11 protein-coding genes are annotated in these 13,870 nt (G+C 74.9%); 4 read left to right on the top strand and 7 right to left on the bottom strand.

From position 1 onward, the window contains the following. Positions 1-8: 8 nt before the first annotated feature. The gene (locus BUE37_RS16530) at positions 9-1,613 is read right to left on the bottom strand and encodes a M28 family metallopeptidase (protein ID WP_217651285.1); all 1,605 of its coding nucleotides are present in this window, start codon (positions 1,611-1,613) and stop codon (positions 9-11) included. A 414-nt stretch (positions 1,614-2,027) separates the two neighbouring features. On the opposite strand from BUE37_RS16530, the gene BUE37_RS16525 reads away from it, so the two are divergent. Next, complete coding sequence (locus BUE37_RS16525) at positions 2,028-3,410, top strand: acetamidase/formamidase family protein (protein WP_217651284.1); 1,383 nt, start codon at positions 2,028-2,030, stop codon at positions 3,408-3,410. Between the two features lie 52 nt (positions 3,411-3,462). Here the strand turns inward: BUE37_RS16525 and BUE37_RS16520 are convergent, their stop codons facing one another. Both BUE37_RS16520 and BUE37_RS16515 read right to left on the bottom strand, forming a co-directional pair. Continuing rightward, positions 3,463-4,119, bottom strand: a complete 657-nt coding sequence (locus BUE37_RS16520) for a response regulator (protein ID WP_073421441.1) — start codon at positions 4,117-4,119, stop codon at positions 3,463-3,465. Continuing rightward, positions 4,116-5,450 (bottom strand): ATP-binding protein, encoded by a 1,335-nt coding sequence (locus BUE37_RS16515; protein ID WP_245794673.1) that lies wholly within the window; start codon positions 5,448-5,450, stop codon positions 4,116-4,118. Before BUE37_RS16515 ends, BUE37_RS16520 begins: the two co-directional genes overlap by 4 nt. 124 nt (positions 5,451-5,574) lie before the next feature. Here BUE37_RS16515 and BUE37_RS16510 point away from each other — a divergent pair, with 124 nt between their 5' ends. Both BUE37_RS16510 and BUE37_RS16505 read left to right on the top strand, forming a co-directional pair. After that, complete coding sequence (locus tag BUE37_RS16510) at positions 5,575-6,465, top strand: PspC domain-containing protein (protein WP_073421440.1); 891 nt, start codon at positions 5,575-5,577, stop codon at positions 6,463-6,465. Then, positions 6,458-6,760 carry a hypothetical protein gene (locus tag BUE37_RS16505; protein ID WP_073421439.1) on the top strand — a complete coding sequence of 101 codons (303 nt, stop codon included), beginning with the start codon at positions 6,458-6,460 and terminating at the stop codon, positions 6,758-6,760. The genes BUE37_RS16510 and BUE37_RS16505 overlap by 8 nt, the downstream gene beginning before the upstream one ends. Positions 6,761-6,852: 92 nt before the next feature. On the opposite strand, the gene BUE37_RS16500 is transcribed toward BUE37_RS16505, so the two are convergent. Continuing rightward, positions 6,853-7,470 (bottom strand): dienelactone hydrolase family protein, encoded by a 618-nt coding sequence (locus BUE37_RS16500; protein WP_281248090.1) that lies wholly within the window; start codon positions 7,468-7,470, stop codon positions 6,853-6,855. 34 nt (positions 7,471-7,504) lie between these two features. On the opposite strand from BUE37_RS16500, the gene BUE37_RS16495 reads away from it, so the two are divergent. Beyond that, on the top strand, positions 7,505-8,197 hold the full coding sequence (locus tag BUE37_RS16495) for a helix-turn-helix transcriptional regulator (protein WP_073421437.1): 693 nt from the start codon (positions 7,505-7,507) through the stop codon (positions 8,195-8,197). A gap of 7 nt (positions 8,198-8,204) precedes the next feature. Here the strand turns inward: BUE37_RS16495 and BUE37_RS16490 are convergent, their stop codons facing one another. The 3 genes from BUE37_RS16490 to BUE37_RS16480 form a co-directional block, all read right to left on the bottom strand. Continuing rightward, positions 8,205-11,006: a PA14 domain-containing protein gene (locus BUE37_RS16490; protein ID WP_175562906.1), complete on the bottom strand. Its 2,802-nt coding sequence runs from the start codon at positions 11,004-11,006 to the stop codon at positions 8,205-8,207. A gap of 163 nt (positions 11,007-11,169) precedes the next feature. After that, complete coding sequence (gene guaA / locus BUE37_RS16485; protein WP_073421434.1) at positions 11,170-12,732, bottom strand: glutamine-hydrolyzing GMP synthase; 1,563 nt, start codon at positions 12,730-12,732, stop codon at positions 11,170-11,172. Then, complete coding sequence (locus BUE37_RS16480; RefSeq protein WP_073421432.1) at positions 12,732-13,868, bottom strand: GuaB3 family IMP dehydrogenase-related protein; 1,137 nt, start codon at positions 13,866-13,868, stop codon at positions 12,732-12,734. Before BUE37_RS16480 ends, guaA begins: the two co-directional genes overlap by 1 nt. Positions 13,869-13,870 lie beyond the last annotated feature (2 nt).

Raw genomic sequence — 13,870 nt, 5'->3', positions numbered from 1 at the left:
GTCGAGGATCAGGCGACGGCGTGGTGGGAGTGCGCCAGCCCCCCGCCGCCGTCCTCGGCGAACGTCCCCTCGGGACCGGCCGGCTCCGGCAGCGTGAACGGCCGGCCCGGGACCTGCTTGCCGACGACGCCGTTCACGCTCTCCGTCGAGTAGGCGAACGTGAGCATCGCGAAGGCGATCAGGTCGCTGTTCACGTCGAGCGCGAACAGGTCGAGGTTCGCGATCGTGTCGCAGGCCTGGTGGTAGCAGGGGTCGAACGCGTCACCGGCCGTTCCGCCCCAGATGGCCGCCTGCTCCTCGGTCTTGATCTCCTCCGCCCCGGTGAACAGGCCGCTCGACGGGATGCCGGCGAGGATGAACGCCTCGTAGTCGCTCCGGCCGGAGAACTCGGTGTCGTCGTACGGCTGCCCGATGGCGGTGTAGAAGGACTCGTAGACGTCCTCGATCGCCGTCGAGCCCTCGGGGATCGGGACCCCCTCGGGCGCCGGGAACGTCGACTGGTCGGCGTCGTAGACCATGAAGATGTGGTTCGGCGACCCGACCATGTCGTAGTTCATGTACAGCGCGATCCGGTCGAGCTCGGCTGCGGGCAGGCCCTCAACGTAGGCCGCTGAGCCGAGCAGGCCCTGCTCCTCGCCGGCCCACCAGGCGAACCGCAGCGTGTTCTCGGGGCGGAGGTTGGCCATCGCCAGCGCCGTCTCGAGCAGCGCGGCCGAGCCGGAACCGTTGTCGTTGATGCCCGGCCCCTCGATCACGCTGTCGAGATGAGCGCCGGCCATGACGACGTTGTCCCGGTTCTTCCCGGGCAGCTCGGCGATCACGTTGCGGTCGGTACGGGTCTCGCTCGGCAACACGTTGACGCGCGCCGTCGAGCCCGGCTGGGACAGCGCCACGCCGTCGGCGAAGCTGGCGCCGACCACCGGGACGTCGTAGTCAGCCGGCTGCGTGCCCTCGAGGTCGAGGCTGGTGGCGTCACCGATGAACAGGGGCTCGCGGTCCGGGCTGTTGCCCTGGTTCATCACGATGACCGCCTCGGCGCCCGCGGCGTCAGCGTTCTGCGCCTTGAGTCCGAAGGTGCACGTCCCGCGCTGGATCAGCACGATGTCGGCGGGCCCCGAGAGGTCGAGGCCGGCGAAGTCATCCGCCTCGCAGCCGCTCGTGCTCGCGCGGTCGCCGGTGAGGTTGAGGTCCACGGGGACGACGGCCCCGCTCACCTCGCCCGACCCGCTACCGGTGTAGACGCCCGTCTCGTACTCGGCCGCGACCGGGGTGAGCTGCTCGAGCTCGGCCGGGAAGTTGAAGGTGATCTCCACGTCGGTGAACGAGACCTCGTACCCCGCCTCCTGCAGGAGCCCGGCGACGTAGTCGACGCTGTCGGCGTACCCGTCGGTGCCCGCGGCCCGGGTGCCCGGGTAGACCGGGTCGGTGCTGTTGTCGGCGATCTTCTGGAGCTCCTCCATGTGCTCGAGGACGCCGCCGACCGTCACGCAGTGCAGCAGCTTCTCGTAGGTGTTGTTGCTGCGGTTCTCGCACCCACCACCGTGGCCTCCACCGTGGCCGCCACCGCCGCCCGGGGCCGCGACCGCGGCGGTCGCCGGCAGCGTCAACGCCACCAGCAGCCCTCCCGCGCCCGCCGCCAGGGCCCTGGTGCCGGTCCTCGTGGATCTCGTTCGGCGATCTGCCATCCCGTGTCCCCTCGTCGGGCCCGCCGGCGTGGTGGCCGGCGGGCGCGTACCGGTCCCCCGATCGGGTGAGGATGGCCCGGCGCCCAGGGGACGTACAGGGAACGCCCAGGATCGGTGTGATCCAGGACACACACTCCGGCGGGACGTGACTCCTCGTGGGCGGACGGAGACGTTCCGGTGTCCTCGTCCTCCCGGCCTCGGAGCGCGTCCCCCGTGGTCGCCAGGTGACGTTCCGCAGCGGGCACGCGCCCCCGAAACGCGGCCGACACGGGCGGCACGGGGCCGCAACACGGGGTCCGTAGACCGGCGGGGACCGACCGCCCGCAGCACCCGGAGGATCCCGTGAGCGACATCCCGCAGCAGCCGACCGGCCCGGATCCCGCGACCGCCGCGGCCGTCGTGGAGCGCGCCCTCGGCCGACGGGCCTTCGTCCAGGCGGCGCTCGCCAGCGCCGCCCTCGGCGCCGGACTCGCCGCGGCCGGGCCGGCGAGCGCGACGCCGGGCGGGCGGAGCCGGCTGCCCGGAGAGGTCCTGCAGCCGGGACGCGGACCGGTGGACGGCGACGTCTACCTGCCCTCCCGGGTCGAGGAGGTCCTCTGGGGGTACCTCCCGCGCACCACCGACGCGCCGGTCCTCCGGGTCGCCTCCGGCCGCACCGTCACGGTGGACACGGTGAGCCACGAGGGCATCCTCGAGGACCAGGGCCGCGACCCGGTCGGCTGGTTCGCGGCGCGGGGTGTGCCGCGCGACCAGGTCCTCGACGACGCGGTGGCCATCGCCGCGGGATACGCCCGTCACCCCCGCGACTTCGACGCCGACGGCCCGCACGTCGTCACGGGGCCCGTGTACGTGGAGGGCGCCCGGCCCGGCGACGTCCTCAAGATCGAGCCGCTCACGGCCCTGCCGCGGGTCCCCTACGGCGTCGTCTCCAGCCGCCACGGCAAGGGCGCGCTCGCCCGGCAGCTGGCCACCCCGGCGGGCGGGATCACCGAGGCGGAGGTCATGCCGCCGGTCGGGACCGACGGACGCGCCACCGGGGACCCGACCCGCTACGGCAACGTCTCGGTGTTCACCCCCGTCGCCCGGGGACGGGGCGGGGTCCTCCGGGCGTCGCTGCCGGTGGGCACCGGCGGGAACCGGGTCTCCTGGCCGGTCGACTGCTTCCCCGGCCTCATGGCGGTGGCCACCGTCGCGGACGCGCCCGCGCCGAACGACCCGCTGGTCAACTCCATCCCGCCGACGCGAGGCGGCGGGAACATCGACATCCGGCGGCTCACCGTCGGCTCGGCGTTCTACGTGCCGGTGGTCGCCGAGGGCGCGTTGTTCTCCGTCGGCGACCCGCACATGTCGATGGGCCACGGCGAGGTCGCGCTCACCGCGCTGGAGGGGTCACTGCGGCTGACCTTCCGGCTGACCGTCTGCCGGCCGGGCTCCGGGGACGCGCCGTCGGTGGCCTTCCGGTACCCCTTCGGCGAGAGCCCCGACGCCTGGCTGCCCATCGGCCTGTCCGACCCCGACGGCTACCGGGACGGGCAGTTCGTCGACCTCGACGTCGCCGCCCGTCGCGCGGTCGTCAACGCCCTCGACTTCCTCGAGCACGACCGGGGGATGGACCGGTCGGTGGCGTACGCGTACCTCTCGGCGGCCGCGGACTTCGAGGTGTCCCAGGTCGTCGACCGCACCGTGGGCGTCCACGGCGTGATCTACAAGGACCACTTCGCCTGAGGCCGCGCGGGACCCGCGCACCCGGGGCGTCCGGGTGCGCGGGTCCCGCCCGTCAGAGCAGGCGGTTGGTGGCGGCCCAGCGGGTGAGCTCGTTGCGGTTGGAGAGCTGGAGCTTGCGCAGCACGTTCGAGGCGTGCGACTCCACCGTCTTCACCGAGATGAACAGCCGTGAGCCGATCTCCCGGTAGGTGTAGCCGCGGGCGAGCAGCTGCATGACCTCGCGCTCCCGCGCGCTGAGCAGGTCCAGGCCGGGGTCGGTGGCCGGGTCCTCCGGCTGCGGGGCCGACGGCGAGCTGGCCGCGAAGGCGTCGAGCACGAACCCGGCCAGCCGGGGGCTGAAGACGACGTCGCCGTCGGCCACGCGCTGCACCGCGGACACCAGGTCGGGGCCGGAGATGGTCTTCGTGACGTACCCCCGGGCGCCCGCGCGGATCACCGCGATGACGTCCTCGGCGGCGTCGGACACCGACAGCGCCAGCCAGCGCACGTCCGGCAGCTCGCCGCGCAGCGCCTCGAGCACCGCGCGCCCACCACCACCGGGCAGGTGGACGTCGAGCAGCACGACGTCGGGCGCCGCGGCGCGGATGCCGGCGATCGCCGAGTCGGCGTCGGCGGCCTCGCCGACGACCGTGACCGAGTCGCCGAGCTCGTGCCGGACGCCGGCCCGGACCATCGCGTGGTCGTCGACGAGGTAGACCCGGACGGTCACGCGGCGGCCTCGCGCGGCAGCACGAGCTCGACCTCGGTGCCCTCACCGGGCGCGGACCGCACGGTCGCCGTGCCGCCCAGCCGAGTGATCCGCCCGGTGACCGAGTCGCGCAGCCCGCGCCGGTCGACCGGGACGGCGGCCGGGTCGAAGCCGGCGCCGCGGTCGCGGACGAACACCGACACCTGACCCGCCGTGACCTCGGTGTAGAGGTCGGCGGAGGTCACGCCGGAGTGCTTCGCCGCGTTGACCAGCGCCTCGCGGGTGGCGGCCCCGAGGGCGGCGAGGGCGTCGTCGACGGGCGCGTCACCCACGACGACGGGGTCGACGGTGAGCGCGTGGTCGCCCTCCACCTCGGTGATCATCTCCGAGACCAGCGCCGCCCAGGTGCCGCCGGCCGCCGTCCGCGGCTCGTACAGCCACGTGCGCAGCTCGCGCTCCTGGCTGCGGGCGAGACGGGCGACGGCCTGCTGGTCGTCGGCGTGCCGCTGGATCAGCGCGAGGGTCTGCAGCACCGAGTCGTGCAGGTGCGCGGCGACGGCGGCCCGCTCCTCCGAGCGGATGCGGGCGGTGCGCTCGTCCTCGCGGGAGTCCAGCAGCCGGCGCCAGAACGGGGCGGTGGCCAGCAGGATGCCGGCGAGGATGACGACCGTCGCGACGAAGCCGTTGCGCGCGTTGGCCAGCTGCCCGGTGGTGGCCAGCAGGAGCACCAGCCCGAGCGCGGCGAGCGCGGCGCCACCGGCGAGCACCCAGCGGACGCCGGGGCGGGTGAGCGTCCGGTCGGTGTCCAGCTGCCGCCAGATGACCGCCAGGCCGCCGCCGACCAGCAGCAGCGGCGCGATGAGGTCGTTGTTGCCCCAGGTGGCGAGGTTGGTGACCAGCACCAGGGCGCCGAGGCCGACGAACGCGAGCCCCAGCGTCTGCCGCCGGCTGGGCTGCGCGGCCTGCGCCGGGTCCACCTCGCCGAGCGGCACGAAGAACCACAGCAGGACGTAGGCGACGACGCCGATGCCGGTCATCGCCAGCGCCACGAACAGGGCGCGCACCACCAGCGGGTCCGCGCGCAGGTGGTGCGCGGTGCCGGCGGCGACGCCGGCGAGCATGCGGCCCGACCGGGGCCGGACCAGCGGCGGCCGCTCGGGCTGCGCGGGCGCCGCCGGGGACACCGTCAGCAGCGGTGCCGGCGCGGCGGCCGGGTCCGGCGCGGGGGTCGGTACGGGCGCCGGGGCCGGCACGCCGGCCGGTGGCTGCGCGGCGGCCGCGGCCGGCACGCCCGCCGGCGGCTGCACACCGACCGGGAGCCCGCCCACGGAGGTCGGCACGGTCCTCGTCACGGTGCGATCGTCGCACCGCGCGGGCCGCTCCCGGTACCGGGAAGACCCCGGACGGGCAGGACCAGGGTCGGATGGGGGCCTTCCCCGATGCCCCGCGGACGGCCCGCTGGGCACGCTCTGTGCCATGACCGCCGCATCCCCTCCTCCCCCCGCTCCCCCCGTCGAACCACCACCGGTCCGGCCCGCCCTCCGGCGCAGCCGCACCGACAAGTACGCCGGCGGTGTCGCCGGCGGGCTGGCCCAGTACAGCGGCGTCGACCCGCTGCTGTGGCGGGTCGGCTTCGTCGCCCTCACCCTGGCCGGTGGCACCGGCATCGCGATCTACCTGCTGCTGTGGCTGCTCATGCCGGCCGGCCCGAGGCACACCGACGGCGCGCCCGCCGCCCCGCCGGGGCCGCGCTCCCCCGTCGCCGGGATCACCGTCGCCGGACTGCTCATCGTCGTCGGCCTGATGGTGCTGGTCACCCGCTACACGCCCCTCGACCTGGGCCCGCGGGGCTTCCTCGCCGGGGCGCTGCTCGTGGTGGGACTCGGCCTGGTCGCCTCGGCCTTCGTCCGCAACCGCGCTCCGCGCGGCGGGCTCATCGCGCTCGGCTCGGTGCTCACCCTCGCGCTGCTGTTCACCTCGTCGGTGTCGGCCTGGCACGACGGCGAGGGCCCGCGCGGCGGCGTCGGCGACCGTTCCTACGAGCCGTCGACCGTGGCCCAGATCCGGCCCGAGTACGCGCTCGGTGCCGGCAACCTCGAGCTCGACCTGTCCGAGATCGACGTCGACGACATCCGGCAGACCGTCGACATCGCCATCGACCACGGCGCCGGCGACCTCGAGATCACGGTGCCCGAGGACGCCGACGTCCGGGTGGTCCTCGACCAGGGGATCGGCGACGTGGACGTCTTCGGCCAGAGCGACGGCGGCTTCTTCCCCGCCGAGGACGAGGACGAGAGCGACAACCGTCCCGAGTTCCGCCTGACCATCGACCACCAGGTCGGCAACGTGGAGGTGTCCCGTGCCTGACTACAGCGAGTTCCCCACCACCCCGACCGGCTGGCAGGAGCGGGCGCTGGCCGAGGACTGGCAGCACCACACCGCGAGCCTCCTGCCCGTCGAGGAGCCGCCGCGCCGGCGCCGTCCCGACCTGGTGGCCCTGGTGCCCGGCGTCGCCTTCGTCCTCCTGGCGCTGACCTTCCTCGCCGGGGTCACCCTGCCGCTGGAGTTCCTCGCCGACGGCGGCCTGCTGTGGCTGCTGCTGGTCGGCGCGGGGGTCCTGCTCCTGGTGAGCGAGCTGCGGAAGGCGCGCCGGAGGCGCTGACCGACAGGGAGACGGTGGTCACGAGGGCCCGGGGAGCTGCTGCTCCCCGGGCCCTCCGCCGTGCCGGGGCGCTGCGACCCGGGGCCTCCGGGTCAGGCGGTCACGCGCGCGACGAAGTCCAGCGCCCGCCCGAACAGCAGCTCCGTGGCGGCCGGGTCGTACTCGGCCGGCAGGCCCGCGTCGGTGAACAGGTGGCCCGCGGTGTCGTAGGTGAACACCTCGAGCTCCGCGCCGGCCGCCTCGACGTCGGCGGCGAACGCCGCGTCCCACTCCGGCGACGCGAGCGGGTCCCCCGTCGCCCGGTGCAGCTGGGCCGGGAGGCCGGCGGGCCAGCCGGCGGCCCCGAGCACCGCCATCGGCAGCGCGCCGGAGAACAGCAGGACACCGCCGCACCGCCGCCGGGTGGCCACGTGCTCGGCCATCCCGGCGCCGTTGGAGAAACCGGCGGCCACGAACCCGTCGGGCAGGTGCCGCACGGCATCCTCCGCCCGTGCCATCAGCGCCGGGAAGCCGACCTCCTCGACGAAGGCGCCGGCCTCCGCGTAGTCGTCGCCGAAGGCCCGGCCGTCGTACTGGTCGACGACGAGGACGTCGTGCCCGGCGGCGCGGAACCGGCCGGCCGCGTCGGTGACGCCCTGCCGGACGCCGAGGACGGAGTGGAAGAGCGCGATCGCTGCCATGCGACGACCCTGTCGCGGGGTCGGTGACACCGTCCTGTCACCGACCCCTGACAGGATCCCGCCCGTGAACCGCACCGACCGGTTGCACGCGCTGACCGAGGAGCTGCGCCGCGCCGGGCCGCGCGGGCGCACCGCCGGGCGGCTGGCGGCCTGGCTGGAGGTGTCCACCCGAACGGTCAAGCGCGACGTCGACGCGCTGCAGCAGGCCGGCGTGCCGATCTGGGCGTCGTCGGGGCCGGGCGGCGGCTACGTGCTCGACGCCGCGGCCACGCTGCCGCCGGTGAACCTGACGCCGGCGCAGGCGGTCGCCGTCGCGGTGGCGCTGGCCGGCGCGGGCGACGCGCCGTTCGCCGCCGACGGCCGGGCGGCGCTGGAGAAGGTGCTCGACGTCCTGGGCCCGGGAGCGCGGGCGGAGGCCGAGCGGCTGGGCGGGCGGGTGTGGGTGCGGTCCGGCGCCGGCCGGCCGGACCCGGCGCCGGTGGTCGAGGAGGCGCTGGCCCGCCGTCGCGTCGTCGCCATCACCTACCGGGACCGGGTGGGGACGGCGTCCCGGCGGCGGGTGGAGCCGCACCTGCTCGCCCGCACCGGTGACCGCTGGTACCTGGTCGGCTGGTGCCGGGAGCGGGACGCGCCGCGCTGGTTCCGGTGGGACCGGATCGAGGCGGCGTCGCTCACCGCCGAGACGGCGCCGGAACGGGACCCCGCCGCCTACGGCACTCCCCCGCCCGACGCCCGCGCCGTCCGGGCGCCGGGCTGACGCCGGGTCAGGTCCACGTCACCCGGGCGGAGGCCGGGCCGGTCTTCTCGAAGTACTCGACCCGGACCTCGTGCGCCCCCTCGGGAAGGGTCACCGTCGCCGAGCCCGTGCCGCCGGTCGTCCAGCGGTCGATCCGGAGCTGCCCGTCCACGAAGACGCGGATCCCCTCGTCGGCGGTCGCCGTGAACGTGTGCGGACCGGCGGTGAAGGAGAAGACCCCCGTCCAGCGGGCCGAGAAGTTGTTCTGCCCGACCCCCGGCGGCCCACCGGTCCCCCAGTTCTGGTTCAGCGGCGCCGCCTCGCAGGCGGTCGACACGGGGGTGCCGGACAGGTTGCGGTTCGAGAAGTACTGCGCCCGGTACTGGCCGCCCGGACAGGTGGCCCGGAAGGTCGCCGTGTGGGTGACCGCGGTCGACCCGGCGGTCACCTGGTGGGTCTGGGCTCCCCCGTCGGACCACGCGACGAACTCCTGCAGGGCACCGCCCGCCGTCTGCGGGGACGGCGTGGACAGGCTGGTCGTGGCGCCCACGATGAGCGTGGCCGTGAACGGCGTCGTGGCGGTCCTGGTCCCGAGCGTCGCCTGCAGGCCGGCCGGCTGCGTGGTCACGGTGACGGGGACGGTGCGCGGCTGCAGGTCCCGGGTCACCGTGGCCGTCCGCCCGGAGGCGTCCCGGGCCGTCAGGCGGAGCGAGAGGTGCGCCGGGTACTCGTGGTCGGGTGCGGCGATCGAGGCACCCGCCACGCCGGTCCAGGTCTGCAGCGGGTGGTCGTGGCAGGCGTCGGGACAGTGCCGCAGGACCATCTCCCAGCTGAGCGCGCTCGCCGGCAGCGGCTGCCCGGCGGCGTCGGTGGCCGAGCCGGTGAAGGAGATCGTCCCGCCGACCTGCCAGGTCGTCCCCGCGGCCGGGGTGGTGATCTGCGGGACGGGAGCGCCGGTGGGCGCGGAGGTGGTCCAGGCGAGCCGGGCGACCGCGTCGCCGCCGGTCTCGAACCACTCGACGCGCACCTGGTGCGCGCCCGCCGTCAGCGGCCGGACGCCGGTGAAGGTGGTGGCCGACTGGTCGCGCCACTCGTCGATGACCGTGGTCCCGTCGACCGCCACCCGGATGCCGTCGTCGCTGACCGCGGTGAAGGTGGTGTCCCCGGCCGGGAAGTCGAACGTGCCGGTCCAGCGGGCGGAGAAGTTGTCCGGCCCGACTCCGGCCGGGGCGCCGGCGCCCCAGTCGTGCGCCAGGGGGGCGGCCTCGCAGGCCGTGACCGCCGGCGTCCCGGTGAGCGTCCTGTTGGGGAAGTACTCGGCGAGGTACTGCCCGGCCGGGCAGGTCGTCGGCGTCGGGGTGGTCCCGCCGTAGACCACCCGGCGGATCGTCCCGCCGCCCAGGTCGGCGTAGAACAGCTCGCCCTGGGGCGAGAGCTCGAGGTCGACGGGGCCGGCCGCGTCGGTGACGAACGGGCGGGCCTTGAGGCGGTCGGGCAGCCCGTCTGTCCCCCGGGTCATCACCCAGATGCAGTTGCGCGAGTAGTCGGAGAAGAACAGGGCGCCGTCGTACTCGGCCGGATAGGGGCCGCCCGCGTAGAACTGGAACGAGACGCCGGACGTCGACGAGCCGCGGGTGACGTTGCAGTTGTCGTTGGCGTTGAGCGGCTGGCCGTGCCGGTATGGGTAGTACGGCGCCGTGACGGCGGACGCGCCCTGGGCGTACAGGTCCTCGCACACCGCGAGGTCCAGCCCGTCGTAGGCCGGCTGCCGGTCGTTGCCCTCGTAGCAGGGCCAGCCGAAGTTGGTGACGCCGCCGGTCGGGGACGCCAGGCGGTCGATCTCCTCGTACGTGCCCCACCCGACGTCGCCGATCCACAGCTCGTCGGTACCGGGCCGCTGCGTCATGCGGAACGGGTTGCGCAGGCCGTACGCCACGATCCGGCGGGCGTTGGCGTCCGCCGAGGAGGCGTTGGGGTTGTCCGGCAGCGCGGCACCGGTGTCCGGGGAGACGCGGATGACGGTGCCGTCGAGCGTGACCGGGTCCCCGGCCGTGCGCAGGTCCTGGGAGCGCAGCGCCCCGCCCTGGGCGGTCGGCGGGCTCATCGCGCCGCCGACGCCGCCCGGCGGGTCACCGCAGGGGTTGACCGGGTTGCCGTCCTGACCGAAGTCGGCGAAGTCGAAGCTGGCGCCGTCGCCCGCGGAGGCGTACAGCGCGCCGTCCCGGCCGAAGACCAGGTCGCCGGTGCTGTGGCTCGGGTACTGCTGGCACCAGTCGTGCACCAGGTCCTGCTTGGTCGTCGTCGTGCCCGTGAGCACCAGCCGGACCAGCTTGCCGCTCACCACGCAGCCGTCGCTCGTGGCTCCGGGTGGGTTGGGACAGGGGTCGCTGTCGGCACCGGCCGTCCCCCAGCGGGGAGCGGTGCCGCCGACCGGTCCGTCGAAGGTGTACAGGGCGTAGAGGTACGGCCGCCCCGGGAACCCGGGGTCGACGGCGAGGCCGAGCAGCCCGCGGTCCCAGAAGTTGTGCACCTCGGTGCGCAGGTCGGCGACCTGGGTGGCCGTCGTGTCGCCGAGCCCGTCGAACATCTGGATGGTGCCGCGCTTCTCGGCGACGAAGACCCGGCCGTCCGGCGCGAACCGCACCGCCGTCGGGTTGACCAGCCCGCTGAAGGCGGTGGTGTCGGTGAAGCCGGCCTGCGGCGCCGCGGCGGCCGGCGCGGCCGACGTCCCCACGACCGCGAGGCAGGCCGCGACGACGAGCAGGAGCGCGGCGGCCCCTGCTCCGGCGGCGTGGACGGTGCGTCGCAGGTGCCCGGAACAGCCGACCATGGTCACTCCCCGTGTCCACCCGGCCTGCCGTGGCCGAGGGGACGGGACGCTAGATCCGCCGGTCCTCCCGCGACCTCATCGCCCTCACGGCATCGCACTGTGGTCCACGTCACACCGCGCGGCGTGACGGATGGTGACCCCGCTCAGCGGGAGCGCGCGACGGTCACTCCCACTCGATGGTGCCCGGCGGCTTGCTCGTCACGTCGAGGACGACCCGGTTGACCTCGGGCACCTCGTTGGTGATCCGCGTGGAGATCCGGGCGAGCACGTCGTAGGGCAGGCGGGTCCAGTCCGCCGTCATCGCGTCCTCGCTGGACACCGGCCGCAGCACCACCGGGTGGCCGTAGGTGCGCCCGTCGCCCTGCACGCCGACCGAGCGGACGTCGGCCAGCAGCACCACCGGGCACTGCCAGATCTCGGTGTCCAGCTTCGCCGCGCTGAGCTCCTCGCGGGCGATCGCGTCGGCGCGGCGGAGCACGTCGAGCCGCTCGCGGGTCACCTCGCCGACGATGCGGATGCCCAGGCCCGGGCCGGGGAACGGCTGGCGCTGCACGAGCCGGTCGGGCAGGCCGAGCTGCCGGCCCACCTCGCGCACCTCGTCCTTGAACAGCGTGCGCAGCGGCTCGACGAGGGTGAACTGCAGGTCCTCGGGCAGCCCGCCGACGTTGTGGTGGCTCTTGATGTTGGCCGTGCCGGTGCCGCCGCCGGACTCCACGACGTCGGGGTAGAGCGTCCCCTGCACGAGGAAGTCGACGGTCTCGCCGTGCGCCTGGGCGTCGGCGACGACGTCGGTGGCCGCCTGCTCGAACACCCGGATGAACTCGCGGCCGATGGTCTTGCGCTTCTGCTCCGGGTCGCTGACGCCGGCCAGCGCGGAGAGGAACTGGTCGCTCGCGTCGACCACCCGCAGGTCGGCGCCGGTGACCTCGGCGAAGTCGCGCTCGATCTGCTCGGTCTCGCCCTGCCGCATGAGCCCGTGGTCGACGTACACGCAGGTGAGCCGGTCACCGATGGCCCGCTGCACGAGCGCGGCGGCCACGGCGGAGTCGACACCGCCGGACAGCGCGCACAGCGCCCGCCGGTCGCCGATCTGCTCGCGGATGCGCTCGACCTGCTCGTCGACGACGTTGCTCATCGTCCAGCTGCGCTCGAGCCCGGCGATGTCGAACAGGAAGTGCTCGAGCACCGTCTGCCCGTGCGCGGTGTGCCGCACCTCGGGGTGGAACTGCACGCCCGCGAGCCGCCGGTCGACGTCCTCGAACGCGGCCACCGGGGCGCCCGTGGAGGTGGCGGTGACGGTGAACCCGGGCGGCGGCGTGCTGACGGCGTCGCCGTGGCTCATCCACACCGACTGCTCCACCGGCAGGTCGCCGAACAGCCGGCCGCCGGTGGTGACGGTCAGCGGGGTGCCGCCGTACTCCCGGTCGCCGGTGTGCGCGACCGTGCCGCCCAGCGACTGGGCCATCGCCTGGAAGCCGTAGCAGATGCCGAAGGCGGGCACGCCGCCCTCGAACAGGGCCGGGTCGACCTGCGGCGCACCCTCGGCGTAGACGCTCGAGGGGCCGCCGGAGAGCACGATCGCCGCCGGCCGCCGCTCCAGGACCTCCGCCGCCGACACCGACGACGGGACGATCTCGGAGTAGACGCCGGCCTCGCGGATGCGCCGGGCGATGAGCTGCGCGTACTGGGCGCCGAAGTCGACGACGAGGACGGTCGGGAAGTCCATCAGTCGGGTCGACCGCCGATCACGAGGTCCACCCGCTGGAACTCCTTGAGGTCGCGGTAGCCGGTCTTGGCCATGGTGCGGCGCAGCGCGCCGAAGAGGTTGGTGCGGCCGTCGGAGGTCTCGGCCGGCCCGAGCAGCACCTGCTCCAGCGACCCGGCCGCCGGGACCGGCGCCGACGTCCCGCCGCGGGGCAGCCGCGGGTGGGCGGCCACCGAGTCCCACCACACGCCACCGGCCGGGGCCTCCTTCGCCGCGCGCAGCGGCTCGCCGACCTGGACGGCGTCGGCCCCGCAGGCCAGCGCCCGCGCGATCGCGCCGCTGGTCTCGATCCGGCCGTTGGCGATGACGTGCACGTACCGCCCGCCGGTCTCGTCGAGGTAGTCGCGGCGGGCCGCGGCGGCGTCGGCGATCGCGCTGGCCAGCGGCACGCGCACGCCCATGACGGCGTCGCCGGTGGAGAAGCTGTCGGCCCCGACGCCGACGATCACGCCGGCCGCGCCGGTGCGCATGAGGTGCAGCGCCGTCTGGTAGTTCGCCGCCCCGCCCACGATCACCGGGACGTCGAGGTCGGCGATGAACGACTTGAGGTTCAGCGCGGAGCCCTGCGTGGTCACGTGCTCGGCGGAGACGATCGTGCCCTGGATGACCAGCAGGTCGACCCCGGCGGCGAGCACGGACGGGGCGAGCAGCTCGGTGTGCTGCGGGGAGACCCGCACCGCCGTCGTCACCCCGGCGTCGCGCATCTCCTTGATGCGGGCGCTGATCAGGTCGGGCTTCACCGGCTCGGCGTAGACCTGCTGCAGCAGCGCGATCGGCGGCGGCGCCTCGGCCGCGGCGTCGCGCAGCTGGCGGTAGACCGGCAGCGGGTCGTCGTAGCGGGTCCACAGCCCCTCGGCGTTGAGCACGCCGAGGCCGCCGGCCTGCCCGACGGCGATCGCCGTCGCCGGGCTGACGACGGCGTCGCTGGGGCTGGTGACCAGCGGGATCTCGAACCGGAAGGCGTCGATCTGCCAGGCGGTGGAGACGTCGTCGACGTCGCGGGTGCGGCGGGACGGGACGATGGAGACCTCGTCGAGGTCGTAGCCCCGCCGGGCGAAGCGGTTGAGACCGATCTCGACGGTGTCGCGGCTGGGCATGG

It is taken from the genome of Geodermatophilus nigrescens, assembly GCF_900129495.1.
Lineage (GTDB): Bacteria > Actinomycetota > Actinomycetes > Mycobacteriales > Geodermatophilaceae > Geodermatophilus > Geodermatophilus nigrescens.
This window is presented reverse-complemented; position numbering and strand designations above follow the sequence as displayed.